10 protein-coding genes are annotated in these 14,469 nt (G+C 75.8%); 3 read left to right on the forward strand and 7 right to left on the reverse strand.

The window, feature by feature from the left end:
- Positions 1-36: 36 nt before the first annotated feature.
- From ABZ449_RS35800 to ABZ449_RS35820, 5 genes are all read right to left on the reverse strand, one after another.
- Entirely contained in the window at positions 37-576 is a 540-nt protein-coding gene (locus ABZ449_RS35800; protein ID WP_360354479.1) for a SigE family RNA polymerase sigma factor, read from the reverse strand.
- A gap of 164 nt (positions 577-740) precedes the next feature.
- Positions 741-2,009: a type VII secretion-associated serine protease mycosin gene (gene mycP, locus ABZ449_RS35805; RefSeq protein WP_360354482.1), complete on the reverse strand. Its 1,269-nt coding sequence runs from the start codon at positions 2,007-2,009 to the stop codon at positions 741-743.
- Between the two features lie 98 nt (positions 2,010-2,107).
- Positions 2,108-2,398, reverse strand: a complete 291-nt coding sequence (locus ABZ449_RS35810) for a WXG100 family type VII secretion target (protein WP_360354485.1) — start codon at positions 2,396-2,398, stop codon at positions 2,108-2,110.
- Positions 2,399-2,518: 120 nt separating this feature from the next.
- Positions 2,519-2,824 (reverse strand): WXG100 family type VII secretion target, encoded by a 306-nt coding sequence (locus ABZ449_RS35815; RefSeq protein ID WP_360354488.1) that lies wholly within the window; start codon positions 2,822-2,824, stop codon positions 2,519-2,521.
- A 183-nt stretch (positions 2,825-3,007) separates the two neighbouring features.
- A complete protein-coding gene (locus ABZ449_RS35820) occupies positions 3,008-4,693 on the reverse strand; it encodes a type VII secretion protein EccB (RefSeq protein ID WP_360354491.1) in 1,686 nt (561 codons plus the stop codon).
- A gap of 387 nt (positions 4,694-5,080) precedes the next feature.
- On the opposite strand from ABZ449_RS35820, the gene eccE reads away from it, so the two are divergent.
- The 3 genes from eccE to ABZ449_RS35835 all read left to right on the forward strand — a co-directional run bounded on the left by eccE (position 5,081) and on the right by ABZ449_RS35835 (position 9,461).
- A complete protein-coding gene (gene eccE, locus ABZ449_RS35825) occupies positions 5,081-6,301 on the forward strand; it encodes a type VII secretion protein EccE (protein ID WP_360354494.1) in 1,221 nt (406 codons plus the stop codon).
- Positions 6,301-7,068 (forward strand): hypothetical protein, encoded by a 768-nt coding sequence (locus ABZ449_RS35830; protein WP_360354496.1) that lies wholly within the window; start codon positions 6,301-6,303, stop codon positions 7,066-7,068. The genes eccE and ABZ449_RS35830 overlap by 1 nt, the downstream gene beginning before the upstream one ends.
- 131 nt (positions 7,069-7,199) lie before the next feature.
- On the forward strand, positions 7,200-9,461 hold the full coding sequence (locus ABZ449_RS35835) for a MinD/ParA family protein (RefSeq protein WP_360354498.1): 2,262 nt from the start codon (positions 7,200-7,202) through the stop codon (positions 9,459-9,461).
- Between the two features lie 86 nt (positions 9,462-9,547).
- Here ABZ449_RS35835 and ABZ449_RS35840 read toward each other — a convergent pair whose 3' ends face one another.
- Positions 9,548-10,492: a bifunctional riboflavin kinase/FAD synthetase gene (locus ABZ449_RS35840; protein WP_360354501.1), complete on the reverse strand. Its 945-nt coding sequence runs from the start codon at positions 10,490-10,492 to the stop codon at positions 9,548-9,550.
- 65 nt (positions 10,493-10,557) lie between these two features.
- The gene (locus ABZ449_RS35845; protein WP_360354504.1) at positions 10,558-14,217 is read right to left on the reverse strand and encodes a serine protease; all 3,660 of its coding nucleotides are present in this window, start codon (positions 14,215-14,217) and stop codon (positions 10,558-10,560) included.
- Positions 14,218-14,469: the final 252 nt, after the last annotated feature.

Here is a 14,469-nt window from a genome sequence, read left to right on the forward strand (position 1 = left end):
TCACGGATGGCGGGAAGGGCCGGGCGGCCACCGGCCTCAGTGGGTGGCGAGTTCGGTCAGCGAGTCGCCGAGCAGGGCGCGCAGCCGGGTCAGGGCCCGGGTGGTGCGGGTGCGGACGGCGCCGGAGGAGACCCGCATGGCCTCGGCGGTCTCCTCGACGCTGCGGTCCTCCCAGTAGCGCAGCACCAGGACCGCGCGGTCCTTGGGCGGCATCCGGCCGAGCGCGTCGAGGAGGGTCAGCCGCAGGGTGCGGTCGACGTCCTGTCCCTCCGGCTCCGGCAGGGCGTCGCTCGGACGCTCGCCGCTGGAGCGGCGGCGCTGCTGGGCGAGGAAGGTGCGCACCATGACGGTGTGGGTGTAGGCCGCCGGGTTGTCGATCCGGCCGCGCCCGGTGAAGGCGCTGCGCCGCCACAGCACGTACATCCGGCTGAGCGCCTCCTGCACGAGGTCCTCGGCGTAGTGGGTGTCGCCGCTGGTGAGCAGGCAGGCCGAGCGGTACAGGTGACCGGTCCGGCCGGAGACGAGTTCCAGGAACTCCGCGTCCTTGGCCTCCCGGCCCGTCCCGATCCACCGCATGCGCCCTGCCCCCCGTGGTCCACCCTCGCTGACACTTCATCGATGCGCCGGGCGGGCGGCGGTGTTACAGGGGTTCCGGCGGATCTTCGGTGGGCCGACCCGCGCCGGGGGCGGGCGGGGGCCGGGCGAGCGGAGGACGGGGCCGGGCGGACGTCGGTCCGGCGTCAGTCGGCGGACTTGCGCCGGTGGTCGCGCAGCACCGTGCCGCCGCCGACCAGCAGGGCGACCACCAGCGCGCCGACGCCGAGGACGTACGTCGCGGTACGGCCGTCGCGGGCGGCCTGGGTCTCGCCGAGGCCCACCGGGCGCGGCACGATCGGCGCGGCGGCGAGCTGCACCGGGGCGTCCGGGACGGGCGCGAGGGGCGCGTCGGCGGGGGCCTTGGTGACGGCCTTGACCGGGTCCACCACGCCCCAGCCGATGAACGTGTCCGGCTCGCGCTGGGTGCGCTGCGCGCTCTGCTCGATCCAGGCCCGCACCTGGGCGGCCTTCCAGTCCGGATGGGCGCCGATCAGCAGCGCGGCGAGCCCGGAGACGTACGGGGCGGCGAAGCTGGTGCCGTTGTCCACGCACTGGCCGCCCCCGGGCACGGTGGACAGCATGTCGACACCGGGCGCGGCGACCTTCACGAAGCCGCCGTACTGGGAGAACGGCGCACGCTCGTTGTTGCGGTCGGAGGCGCCGACGGCCAGCACGGTCGGGAAGGCGCCCGGGTAGGTGTCGCCCTCCTTGCCGTCGTTCCCGGTGGAGGCGACGACCACGGCCCTGTTCTCCTCGGCGTACTCGACGGCGGCCTTCAGCTCCGCGTAGCCGCCGAACCGGGCGTCGCCCGCGCCGCGCACGTCCTGGGAGATGTTGATGACCCGGGCACCGCCCTTGACCGCCTCCCTGATCGCCACGGCCAGCGAGGAGACGTCGCCGTTGCCGTCGCTGTCGTTCTGCCGGATCGCCAGGATCCTGGCGTCGGGGGCCAGTCCGACGAACCCGGTCTGCGTGCTGACCTGGGCGGCGATGATGCCGGCCACCTTGGTGCCGTGGCCGACCGGGTCCTCGGTGGACTTGCCCTGGATCGGCTGCTTGGTCTCCCGGTTGACCAGCAGGTTGGGACCCTCCACGAGCTTGTCGACCGACTTCGTGCGGGTGGCGTCGGGGACCTGGCCCCCCAGCTGCGGGTTGGTCCGGTCCACCCCGGTGTCGATGACCGCGACCGTCACACCGGCGCCGGTGGTCTTCCCGCCCTGCCACAGCTCGTTCAGCAGCAGGCGCTGCAGCGACCACGGCACGGTCTGGACGTCGGGCGCGGGTTTGGGGCAGTCACCGGCCGCGGCCAGCCCGGGCCCGCTCTCGGCGTACGCCGGGACGGCGAGCGGACCGCCCAGCACCGCGAGCGCGGCGAACGCCGCCGCCGCCTTCCGGTACCCGTGTCGGGACACCCTGCCACCCCTCATGTCGTCCACCCGTGTCGCGCGTCGGGGGCGGGTGCCCGGAATCCGGGTACCCGCCCCCTGCTGTTCCCTACGGAACCCGAACGTCAGCCCCAGAGCTTGGCGTTGGCGTCCTCGGTCGTCCGGTAGCTCTGCGCGGCCTGGTCCAGCGAGGTCGCGATCTGCGAGCAGGTCTGCTGGAGGTCGGCGGCGCGGGAGTCCCACTGGGCCTGGTGGGCCTGGTAGCCCTGCTGGGCGGCACCCTGCCAGCTGGCGGCGATGCGGGTGACGTTGCCCTTGAGGTCGTTCAGCAGGTGGTCGATGCGGCTCGCCGAGGCCTTGACCTCCTCGGACGCGTGGTGAACGGTCTCGAAGTTGACGAGAATGTGGTCGGACACGTTGTCTCCCTTGACGAGGATGCGGAGCGCCACGCGGTCAGTGGCGGGCGCTCCGCAGAGCGGTGGATCAGGACAGAACGGCGGTCGGCGCGGGTGCGACGATCAACGCGGACGCGGTGATCAGCCCTGGGCCGAGGAGAACATCGCCTTCTGCTCCTCTTCGGTGCTCGCGTAGTGCTTGGTGGTCAGCTCGATCGCGTGCTTGATCGCGGTCAGCGACTCCTTGAGCTTCGCGATGTCCTCGTTGACCCGGTTCTGCAGGTTCGTGTAGGCGGTCGCGGCCTGGCCCTGCCAGCCGCCGGTGATGCCGGAGACCGTGCTGATCAGCTTGGTCCGCTCCGCCTCGATCTTGCCGATGGCCTCTTCGATCTGCTTGGCGAAAGCCAGCATCTCCTGCGCGGTCATCGTGAACTGACCCTGAGCCATGCTCCACCGTCCCCCATGAGACAACATTCTTCTGCGTGCGGACGACCCTCGCGGGCCCGCCGCCACATCACCTGTGTGATGTCCAGCAGCACTGTAGTCGGCACACGCAGCTCGCCCAACACCGATCACTGACTAGTTACCAGACCATGACACTGGGGCCAATTCGGTTGCCGTGCTTGGTGGTCAGGCGTTCTGCGGCTGGGCGGCGCTCTTCGCCGTCAACGGCGGGCCGGCCGGAACCAGGTCCGACCACTCCTTCGGTACCGGCAGCGGCTGGACCCCCTGGTAACCCAACCGGGCCTGGTTGCCGCCGGGTTCCTCCTGCTGCTGCCCGGGTTCCTGGGCCGGAGCCCCGGGCGCCGGCGTGGCGGTGGCCTGCGGGGTCGGCGGCTTCGGGGCGCCGCTCTGGCCGGGCTGCGGCGAGGCGCCGGGGCGCGGGCCGCCGTCGGTGTTGGACGGGACGGAGTAGCGCAACCCGGTCTCGGTGATCAGGAAGTCGGTTCCGGAGCCGGCGGCCGCCTTGTCCAGCGAACGGTAGAACAGTCCGTGGCCGGGGGTCACGTACGCCGCCCCGGCACCGTTGTTGTACGGCGCGGGGTACGAAGTCCCGGCCCAGACGCTGCGCTTGGCCGTCGTTCCGTCCTCGGCGACGCCGTCGTAGGTGCTGCACACGACCATCCGGGCGTCCTGGCGGTCCTGCTGGTTGTTCACCGGCGCGCCGGTCTTCAGCGGCCAGTCCGCCACGGTGCCCTTCAGGGCGACGTCGCCGCCCCACTGGGCGTTGTCGGCCGGAGTCATCTCGTCGCTGCGCGGATTCTTGTCCTGGTCGTACTTGTAGAGCATCTGGTACGCCGGGTTCTGCCGGATCAGGTCCGCCTGGAACGGCGTCACCAGGTAGAGCTGCTCCTTGCCGACCACGTAGTGGCGGTCCCGGTAGTGCACCAGCCGGCCGACCCGGCGGTCGGCCTGGTTGCTCAGCTCCACCTTGGAGTTGGCGCCCTGGCTGTCGGCGACCCCTTCGACCTGCGGAAAGGTGACCGGGGTGGCGGTCACCAGGGTCTCCAGCCACTCCCGCTTGACCCGCTGCGCCACCGCGTTCGGCCCGAACACCGCGGTGATCAGCGCCTTCCGCTCCTTGTCGTCCGACTGCGGGGAGCCGATCAGGTGCTTGCGGCCCTGCGCGTCGACCAGGTACACCGCCGCACCCGCGGCAGCCGGCTGACCCGGCGCCGGCGCGGCCGAGACCTGCTGCTCGTCGGCCTGCTGCACCAGCAGCAGCTGGTCCGGTCCGAGCATCCGGTCCTTGGCCGCCAGCGCCGTCGCGTCCGCGCCGGCCGCCACGAACACCGCCTGGTTGACGGTCTCCTGCTTGTCGTCCGAGCCCGGGCGGTCGCACACCGCCCACTTCATCGGCTTGCTGGCGTTGTCCGTGGTCGGCAACTTGTCCGGCGCGTACGGGATGCCGATCGTCGGCCCGTGGTTGGGGTACCGGTCGAGCACCCCGTCGTCCACCACCACGACCTTGGCGCCCGCGGGCAGCACCAGCCGCGCCGAGGACATGTTGAGCACCTGGTGCAGCCGCTTGGTCTTCTTGTCCTGGTCGAGGAGCACCACGTACCGGGTGGTGGACTGCTTGCCCTGGATGATGTTCTTGCCGTCGTCCCACTTCACCGGCGCGCTCGGCTTGAAGACCCCCAGGATCCCGAACCCGGCCACGAACACCGCCCCGGCCAGCACACTCGGCAGCACCGCCTTCACCGGACGCGGCGCGTCCTCGTCGCTGCCGCCGCCGGCGGGCAGCAGGAAGGCGCCCACCGTGCGCTTGCGGGCGAAGGTGTACGCGTTGAGCTCGTCCCGGCGCGATGCCATACCTCGTCGTCCCCCTTGTCAGACGTTGTCGGGCGTTGTCAGACCGACCGGCCCCGTGGTCACCCGCCGGGCACGAACCGGCGCGAACCCTCTACGATGCGGCAGCAGACGGTGAGTACGGTACGGGTACGGTCCGCGACACAGCCAGCCGGGCCGCGACAACGGATCAGAGAGGGCCACCGGGGGATGCCAAGCCAGACCGCTCCAGGACGTCGCCGCAGTGCGGGCGGCGGGAGGTCGCGCCGGGCCGGCCGGGCGCAGCACAGCGCACCGGCGGCCGAGACGGGAACGGGGACCGGGACCGCCCGACCGCAGCCGACCGGAGGCGGGGGCGGCGGCGCCGTCCAGGTCCGGATCAACCCCCGACCGGGCCTGCTCGGTGGGCGGTTGAAGCTCCAGCAGCTCGTTCTGGTCGAGGTCGCCGTGGCCCTGGTCGCGGTCGGCTGGACGATCAGCCGCCCGGTCGCGGCCGGCTTCGGCGCGATCGCGCTGGTGCTGCTCGTACTCGCGCTCGTCCCGGTGCGCGGCCGCACCGTCCCGGAACTGCTGCGGGTCCGCGCCGCCCTCAAGTCCCGCCGCAAGCAGGCCAGGACGCTGCTGCCGCCGGCCGGCACCGACCCGGCGCTGGCGCCGGCGCTGGAGCTCGAACCGGGGCTGCGCACCTGCACCCACGCCACCGAGGCCGAGTTCGGCGGCCGACCCGTCCGCCGGGAGACCGGCATGGTCGGCGACGGCACCTTCCTCAGCTCGGTGCTGCTCGTCCAGGCCAAGGACCAGCCGCTGCGGCCGGTGCGCACCGCACTGCCGCTGCCGCTGGACGTGATCTGCTCGGCGCTCACGGTGGACGACATCACCCTGGAGTCGGTGCAGCTGGTCCAGCACACCCAGCCCGCCCCGGCCCCGCACCTGCCCGAGCAGTCGCTGGCCGCCCGCGCCTACCGCGAACTGCCGGACGGCACCTCCACCCCCGGGCTGCGGCTGACCTGGATCGCGCTCAAGCTCGACCCGGAGCGCGCGGCGACCGCCGTCCGGGCCCGCGGTGGCGGCGAGGAAGGCGCCCGCAAGGCGCTGCAGCGGGTCACCGACCAGCTGGCCGGCCGGCTCAACAGCGCCGGCTTCAACGCCACCGTGCTGGACGAGCGCGAGCTGATCGCCGCACTGGCCATCTCCACCTGCGCCAACCCGATCGCGGTGGCGGGCCGTCAGGGCACCGGCAGCGGCGGCGGCACCACCCGCCGCACCCAGGAGGGCAACCGGTTCTGGCGGATCGACGACCGCTGGCACACCACCTACTGGATCTCCCGCTGGCCGCAGCTGAGCCGCCCCGGCGGCACCCCCGGCCGGATCGCCGCACCGGACCTGGTCAACCTGATCACCGGCTCCCCCGCCCTCGCCAGCACCTTCAGCCTGACCGCCGGACACGGCACCGGCGGCTCGGTGACGGTCAGCGGACACCTGCGGGTGACCGGCCGCAACGAGAGCGAGGTCGGCCAGATCGGCCGCCAGGTGGAGACCCGGGCCCAGAGCACCGGGCTCGGCCTGGTCCGGCTCGACCTGGAGCAGGCCCCCGGCATGCTCGCCACCCTGCCGCTCGGAGGGGCCTCCTGATGGCGTACCAGACCTACCCCACCGCCGGCCCCCAGCCCGGCGCCGAACAGCGCCGGGTCCGGCCGCGGATCCTGCCCGGCTTCGGGCTGCGCGGCCCGCGCCGGGAGAAGCACGTGCTGGAGCCGGCCGACCTCGCGTCGCTGGCCTTCCCGGTCGGCGACGACGGCGTGGTCATCGGCGTCGACCCGCAGGGACTGCCCGCGGTGCTCGGCCTGTTCCGCCCGACCTCGTACGACCTGGTGCTGGTCGGCGGCATGTGGACGGCGCAGATCATCGCGTTGCGGGCGGCCGCGATCGGCGCCCGGGTCGCGGTGGAGACCGCCCGTGGACAGCTGTGGGGCCCGATGGCCCAGGCGGCAGGCGGCGGCCAGCCGTGCGTGACGGTCCACCAGGTCGGCCGGCTCGGCCCGCAGGGCGCCTCGGTGGCCTCGCCGGTGCTGGTGGTGCGCGACCTCGGCGCCCGCCCGCCGCGCAGCCGGCTCTCCGCCGCCCCCTGGCAGACCACCCTGACACTGCTGCCCTACCTGGGGCCGAACGCCTCCCGGGTGCTGAACGCCGCCGACCTGGTCGGCGTGCAGCGGATCTCCCCGCAGGAGGCGGAACTGACCGGCCGGGTCCTGTCGCTGCCGCCGGAGGACGTCGCCGCCCTGCCCAGCCTCGGCGACGACCTGACCCTGTGGGCGACCAGGATGCGCCGTCAGTACGTACGGGCCGTGGCCGGACAGGCCGAACAGCAGGTGCTCGGCGGGCCGCGCCGGATGGACTGAGCGCAGGCTCGCCGCACCGGGCGGACCGACGGGGAAGCGAAGCCGCCTTCAACGGGGGTTGCCGTACGGCCTAGTCTTTGATGCGGCAACGGCACCGCTGAACAAGCGGCGGCGAACACGAGGGAGCCAGAGTGAGCAGCGATCGGGACGGCGTCTACGTCGGCGACAACGCGGCGGAGGACGACGACGACTGGTCGGACGCGCCTGACTACACTCCCCCGTCCTGGTACGTGACCGAGCCGGCGGCGGCTGCGAACGCACCGGCTCCGGGAGCGCCCGGAAGTCCGGGCGCTCCGACCGCTCCGACCGCTCCGGCTTCGGCTGCTCCGACCGCTCCGGCCGCGACCGCGGCACCCGGCACCGCGGCACCCGCCGCCGCTCCGGCGCAGGCTCCGCAGGCCCACGCCCCGCAGCCCGCTCCGGCGCAGCAGGCCCAGGCCCCGGTGCCCGGCCAGGCCGCGGCCCCGGCGGCCGAGGCCGAGCCGGCCGCCGTCCCGGCTCCGGCCGCCTCGACGGCGCCCGCTCCCGCGCCCGTGGCGCCCGTCCCGCCGGTGCAGGCCGGGGCGCAGCACGTCCCGTTCCCGGCGCCCTCCCCGGCTCCGCCGGTCGCCGAGCAGCCGCAGCCACAGCCACAGCCCGGCGCCCCGGCGTGGCCGGTACCGGAGGCCGGGGCGCAGCAGCCCGTCCCGCAGCCCTACCCGGCGCCGGGGCCCGCCGCGCCCGCGCCTCCCGGCCAGCCCGGCCAGCCCGGTCAGCCCGGTCAGCCGCAGAACTTCGCGCAGCCGCCGGTCCAGCAGGCCCCGCCGCAGCTCCCCCAGGACCCGCAGGGCCCGCCGGCGGCCTGGGACCCGCAGGCCGCGTGGGCGGCCCAGCAGGCCCAGCAGGCCCAGCAGGCACCGCAGGCCCAGCAGGCCCAGCAGGCGCCGCACGCGCAGCAGGCCTCCGTCCCGCAGCAGCCCGGTCCGGCGCCACAGCCCGGCCCGGTGGACCCGCGCCAGGGCGGCTGGCCGCAGCCTGCCGCGTACCAGCAGCCGGCCCAGCCGCAGCCCGGTCCGCAGGGCCAGCCCCTGCCCGGACCGCCCCTGCCCGGCCAGCCGCAGCCGGGGCAGCCCGGACAGCCGTGGCAGCAGCAGCCGCAGGCCCCGCAGCCCAGCGCCTTCCAGCAGGCCGCCGCCCCGCAGCAGACCGCGCACGGCGCGCCGCTCGGCTACACCGCCGCCGTCGAGCTGTCCTCGGACCGCCTGCTGCGCAGCCAGCCCAAGCAGCAGCGCCAGCAGCCCCGCTTCCAGTTCGGCGGCAAGGCCGCGGCGGCCGAGAAGGCCCGCAAGCTGGAGATCATCCGCACCCCGGTGCTGAGCTGCTACCGGATCGCCGTGATCAGCCTCAAGGGCGGCGTCGGCAAGACCACGACCACCACCGCGCTCGGCGCGACCCTGGCCAGCGAGCGCCAGGACAAGGTGATCGCGATCGACGCCAACCCGGACGCCGGCACCCTGGGCCGCCGGGTCAAGCGCCAGACCGGCGCGACCATCCGCGACCTGGTGACGGCCATCCCGCACCTGCGCAGCTACATGGACATCCGTCAGTTCACCTCGCAGGACCTGAACTCGGGCCTGGAGATCCTGGCGAACGACGTCGACCCGGCGGTCTCGACCACCTTCAACGACTCGGACTACCGCCAGGTGATCGACGTGCTGGGCCGCCAGTACCCGATCATCCTGACCGACTCCGGCACCGGCCTGCTGTACAGCGCGATGCGCGGGGTGCTGGACCTGGCCGACCAGCTGATCATCGTCTCCACGCCCAGCGTGGACGGCGCCTCCAGCGCCTCGACCACCCTGGACTGGCTCTCCGCACACGGATACGCGGACCTGGTGCAGCGCAGCATCACGGTGGTCTCCGGGGTGCGCGAGACCAGCAAGATGATCAAGGTCGAGGACATCGTGGCGCACTTCCAGACCCGCTGCCGCGGGGTGGTCGTGGTGCCGTTCGACGAGAGCCTGGCCGCCGGCGCCGAGGTCAACCTCGACATGATGCGGCCCAAGGTCCGCGACGCCTACTTCGATCTGGCCACCCTGGTCGGCGAGGACATCGTCCGGGCCCAGCAGGCCGCCGCCCAGCAGGCCGGCTGGCAGCAGCAGGCCCAGGCCCAGGCCCAGGCCCAGGCCCAGCCCGGCTACCCGCAGCCGTACACCGACCCGCAGCAGCCCCAGCCGTACCCGCAGCAGGCCGGCCAGCCCGCCCCCGGGGCGCCGTGGGCCCCGCAGCCCGGCCAGGTCCCGCCGCCCCCGCCCGGGTACGGCTACCCGCAGCAGCCCGCTCCCGGAGCGCCCTGGGGGCAGCAGCCGGGGCCGGGATACGGCTACCCGCCGCAGGCGCCGCCCCAGCAGTGAGACGGCGGAAGGGGCCCACCGACCTGGTGTCGGTGGGCCCCTTCCGCCGTTGCGGCGCTCGGACCGCGTCGGTCAGACGCCGTCGATCAGACGCCGTCGGTCAGCTCACGGGCCCGCTTGACGTCGTCGGCCATCCGGTCCAGCAGCGCGTCGATGGAGTCGAACTTCTCCATCCCCCGCAGGTAGGCCAGGAAGTCCACGGCCACGTGCAGCCCGTACAGGTCCAGCCCGACCCGGTCGATGGCGTAGGCCTCCACCGTGCGGGCGGTGCCGTCGAAGGTCGGGTTGGTGCCGACCGAGATCGCCGCCGGCATCCGCTCGCCCTCCGCGGTCAGCCAGCCCGCGTACACGCCGTCGGCCGGGATCGCGCTGTGCGGCACGGTCTCGACGTTGGCCGTCGGGTAGCCCAGCTCGCGGCCGCGCTGCGCGCCGCGCACCACCAGGCCCTCGACCCGGTGCGGGCGGCCCAGCACCTCGCCCGCACCGGCCATGTCCCCGGACTCGACCAGTCGGCGGGTCAGGCTGGAGGAGAACGGCTCGCCGTCCCCGGCCGTACCGCACACCTGGAGGTCGACCACCTCGACGTCGAAGTCGTCCGCCCGGCCCAGCTCGGCGAGCAGCGCGACGTCCCCCGCGGCCCGGTGGCCGAAGCGGAAGTTGGGGCCCTCGATGACGACCCGCGCGTGCAGCGCGTCCACCAGCACCTGGCGGACGAAGGTCTCCGGGGACTCCTGGGAGAACTCGGTGGTGAACGGCAGCACCAGCACCGCGTCCACGCCCAGCTCCGCGATCAGCTCGGCGCGGCGCGGGTGCGGCGCCAGCAGCGGCGGGTGGCTGCCCGGACGGATGACCTCGCGCGGGTGCGGGTCGAAGGTCACCACGACCGCCGGGATTCCGATTTCGCGGGCCCGCTCGACCGCCCGCCCGATGATCAGCTGATGTCCGCGGTGCACCCCGTCGAACGAGCCGATGGTGACGACGCTGCGTCCCCAGTCACCGGGGATCTCCTCCAGGCCACGCCAGCGCTGCACCTGACCGCTCCTTGTTCCGTACGGCGCGTACCCTCTGTACGCTCAAACGCTCAAAACCCGAACCCCTATAGCGTGCCATGCGCCTGCCCCGGCTCAGGCACCGGAATACGGGTTGAGCCCACCGAGGGCCCCGCCGCCCGCCCGGACACGGCCCGCTCGGCCTCGGCGGCGGCGTACTGAGGGTCCCGTCCGGCCGCCACCAGGGCCCGCATCCGGGCCAGCCGGGGGCCGTCCGGGACGGCCGGAGCGGCACCGGACGGCCAGCGGGCGAGCAGCCGGGCGAAGGCCGCCGACCGCCCGGCGCAGCGCACCAGCAGCTCGTCCGCACCCGGCAGCCCGGGGGTGGCCCGGGCCAGCACCGCCCTGGCCCGGGCGGGGTTCTCGGCCGCGCAGTGCTCGGCGAGCCGCTCCACGGCCGCGGTCAGCACCGCCGGGTCGGCCTCGGTGGCGAGCAGGGTGTCCAGCAGCTCGCAGCGCAGCGCGTCCGCCGCCGGGTCGGCCACCGGGACGGACAGCACCTCGGCGAACGGCCGGCGGACCGCCGCGCTGCGGTCGGCCAGCGCGACGCCGAGCAGCACCCGCAGCTCCAGGCGGTCGGCCGGGCCGATCCCGGCGGCGCGCACCAACCGGCGGCCGAGGTAGTCGACGGCGACCGGACCGGCCGGCGCCCGGTCCGCCCGCAGTAGCCCGGCAGCCAGCTCGGCGCCCCGTCGCACGGCCTCCGGGGCGGTGGCGTCGGCCAGCACCCGCAGCGTCTCGGCGAGGGCGGCGCCGGGGGCGGCCCACCGGTCGGCGAGCGCGGCCAGGACGGGCTCCGGGTCGCTCTCCAGGGCCGGGGCGAGCGCCCTGGGGGTGAGGAAGGCGTCACCGCCGGCCCGGAACCGGGCGAGGGCGGCCGGCAGGTACTCGGCCCTGGTCGCCGGATCGCCGGCCAGCAGCGCCAGCGCGGCCCCGTGCAGACCGGGCTCGTCCTCCCGGGCCAGCAGGGTCAGCGCGGTGTACCGCAGCAGCTCGGCTCCGGCACCGGAGGCGTACGGGGCGGTCCTCAGCGCGTGCACGGCGGCCGCCACGTGCCGCTCGGCCCGCCGGTCGTGGCTCCAGCGGTCCACCGCGCGGCAGAGCGCGGACGGCTCCTCGGCGGCGAGCACGGTGAGCAGCGCGTCCGCCCTCGGGTGCGCGGCGGCGGCCAGCGCGTCGGCCAACTCGTCCAGGGCGAGCCGGCGGTGGGAGCGCAGCAGGTCGTGGGCGACGTCGGCGACGGTGCGGCCGGGCCGGCCCGGCAGACCGCGCTCGTCCTCGAACCAGGCGCAGAGCAGCGGGAACACCGCGACCGGGTCGGCGCGCAACCGCCCGGCCACCACGGCGAGGTGGCGCTGCCCGGGGCCGTCTGCGGGCAGCAGGCGGCGCAGCAGGGCGAGTTCGGCCTCGACGGGCAGGCCGAGACCGGTCCAGAAGGCCGGCCCGAAGCGGCCGAGACCGGCCGCCGGGAGCGCCGCCGCGCCCGCCGGGCCGGCCCGTTCGGCGATCCGGGACGCCAACTGCTCGAGCAGTGCCAGGTGTTCGGCCGGGTCCGGGCCGGCGGCCAGGCCGGCGGCGAGCAGCCTGGCCGCCCACCAGGCGGGTTCACTGCCCGGCGGGCGAAGGTCCAGGGCGCGCCAGATCCGGTGCAGCCACGGGTCGAGGGCGCCCGCGCCCCAGGTCTCGGCCACCCGGCGCAGCGCGGCGACGACCGGGCCGATCCGGTGCCGGGGAACGGCGTTCACCCCGGCGGCCGACTCCCCCGCACGGTGGCCGCCGGGCTCCTCCGGCTCCTCGGCGGGCCCTGGCGGGGTGTCCTCGGCCTCGCCGAGCAGCAGCCGCAGCGCCGCGTCCAGATCCAGGTGCCGGCCCTGCAGCCACTCCGCGAACTCCCCGTGCGCGAAGCGGAACCCGGGCCCTGCCGGGACGAACAGGCCCTCGGCGAGCACCGCCGTGGCCCAGCCGCCCTCGACCGGGAACAGCTCCTCGAAGACGGCCTGGTCCAGCCCGCCGCCCGACCGGCCGGCGAGCATCCGCCGGGCCGCCTCGTGCACCCGCCCGGCCACCGCCGCCGCGAGCCGGCGCTCCCGCCGGTGCCGCGGCCCGCCCGCCCGCACCGCGCCCCGGCGGTGGGCGCCCGGGCGGCGCGGCCGGCCATCCTCGGCCAGCCGCTGGGCCACCCGCAGGCAGCGCAGGTCCAGGAAGGCGCCGAACAACTCGCCCCGGCGCACCGGCCCGTCGTACAGCCCCTGGGCCCACAGCTCCCCGGCCAGCCGGACGGCCAGCGGGTGCCGGGCGTCCTCGGCGGCGGCCGGGCGGCCCGGGGGCAGCCCGTACCGGCGGCGCACCCGCTCGGCCGCCTCGGGCGGCAGCGGGCCGAGCCGCTGTGCGGACAGGCTCGGCCCGCCCGGGCCGCGGCCGTCCATCCGCACGGTGGGGGCGCTGCCCAGGTCGCCGTGCGGGTGCGGCTCCGCCGTCCGGCGGGGGCCGGGGGTGCCGCTGCCCCAGGTCTCGGCCGCGAGCAGCTCCCACAGCTCCTCCCCGCAGGCGGTCAGCAGCCGGGCCCCGCAGCCGGTCAGCCATTGGCCGGCGCCGCGCAGCCAGCGCGCGTCCACCGGTAGTGGGGCCTCCTCGGGGCCGTCCAGGACCACCAGCAGCGGCCGGCCGGCCGCCGCGCAGAGCGCCGCCACCGGCTCGGGCGCGGGCGCCGGGGTGCCGAGTTCGGCCGCCGCGGCGGCCAGCGCCCGCTCCACCGGCTCGGCGAGCGAGCGGTCCCCGGCGTGTAGGTCGGCTCCGCGCAGCCAGAGGGTGGGCAGCGGGTGGGCGTCGCCGTGGCGGCGGGCGGCCAGCGCGGCCAGTTCGGTGGTCCGTCCGCTGCCGGGGGCGCCGACCAGCACGGTGACGGTCGCGGCCGGCTCGTCCCCGGCCAGGCCGTCCGGCCGGTCCACCCGGTCCGCGGCCAGGTGGGCCACCCGGCTCGGTCCGGCCCCGGCGGCCGTCACCTGGGCGGCGGTCAGGCGCAGCACCCCGGCCAGGTTGAGCGCCGGGCCGTAGCCGGGCACCGCGGCCGCGTTGGCCGCCAGCAGCCCGGCCAGCGCCTCGGCGGCCTCCGTCCCGCCCGCCCGGCCCGCCCCGGCCGACGGGTCGGCCCCGACCGCCACGGCGGGCAGCGCCCCGCCGTGCCGGGGCCCGCCCACGGCGGGCGCGGCCAGGGCGACCACCGCCCCGCTGCGGGCGTCCAGCACCGGCGAGCCGGCCGGTACCGCGACCCCGCCGACCACCGGCACGTCCAGCAGCAGCACCCCGCCCAGCCGGTGCCCGCCGTACGCCGCGCCGGTGACCCCGAGCAGCCCGCAGCGCAGCGCGACCACCCGGTCCTCCTCCCCCGTCAGCGCGGGCAGCAGCACCTCCCGCGCGGCCGTGACGGCGGCCAGCGGCAGCGGCGGCACCGGCAGCCCGCCGACCGCCTCGGTGCGCAGCAGGGCGAGCCCGTGCTCGGGCAGCGCCATCACGGCGTCCGGACCGAGCACCCTGGTCTGCCCGCCGGGGGTGTGCAGGACGATCCGGTCCAGGCCGGCCACGCTCTCGTGCGCCGTCAGCACGCCCCCCGGCGGGTCGGCGACGAACCCCAAGCCGTGCAGCCGCCCGTCGAGGTCGCGGATCCGCAGCAGGTACCGCCCCGGATCACCCTCCGGAAACCCCGGCATCTCGTGCCCCCTCGGCCGTCGCTCGCTCGCCGTCCGGAGCCTGCCCGCCGGTGCGGCGGCACGACCGCGCCCGCGCCGCTCACCACGGGCGTTCGCTCCGCGCGCTCCCTCGTGCGGGTGAAGCGGCTCCGGAAACGGCGGAGCCCCCGTCGGGATGGGCGGTTTCTAGGGGTCGTTGCAACACGTGGTCGGTTGATCAGGCCGCGATGAGTTTATGCAGGCGCTCGGCTGGGGTTTCCCAGCCGAGCGTTT

The sequence above is a fragment of the Kitasatospora sp. NPDC005856 genome (genome assembly GCF_040629945.1).
GTDB lineage: Bacteria > Actinomycetota > Actinomycetes > Streptomycetales > Streptomycetaceae > Kitasatospora.

Bases quoted from the DNA above. Each gene is read 5' to 3' on its own strand.
- ABZ449_RS35830 (WP_360354496.1), top strand. From the start codon at position 6,301: ATGGCGTACCAGACCTACCCCACCGCCGGCCCCCAGCCCGGCGCCGAA.
- ABZ449_RS35845 (WP_360354504.1), bottom strand. From the start codon at position 14,217: ATGCCGGGGTTTCCGGAGGGTGATCCGGGGCGGTACCTGCTGCGGATC.
- ABZ449_RS35815 (WP_360354488.1), bottom strand. From the start codon at position 2,824: ATGGCTCAGGGTCAGTTCACGATGACCGCGCAGGAGATGCTGGCTTTC.
- ABZ449_RS35800 (WP_360354479.1), bottom strand. From the start codon at position 576: ATGCGGTGGATCGGGACGGGCCGGGAGGCCAAGGACGCGGAGTTCCTG.
- ABZ449_RS35820 (WP_360354491.1), bottom strand. From the start codon at position 4,693: ATGGCATCGCGCCGGGACGAGCTCAACGCGTACACCTTCGCCCGCAAG.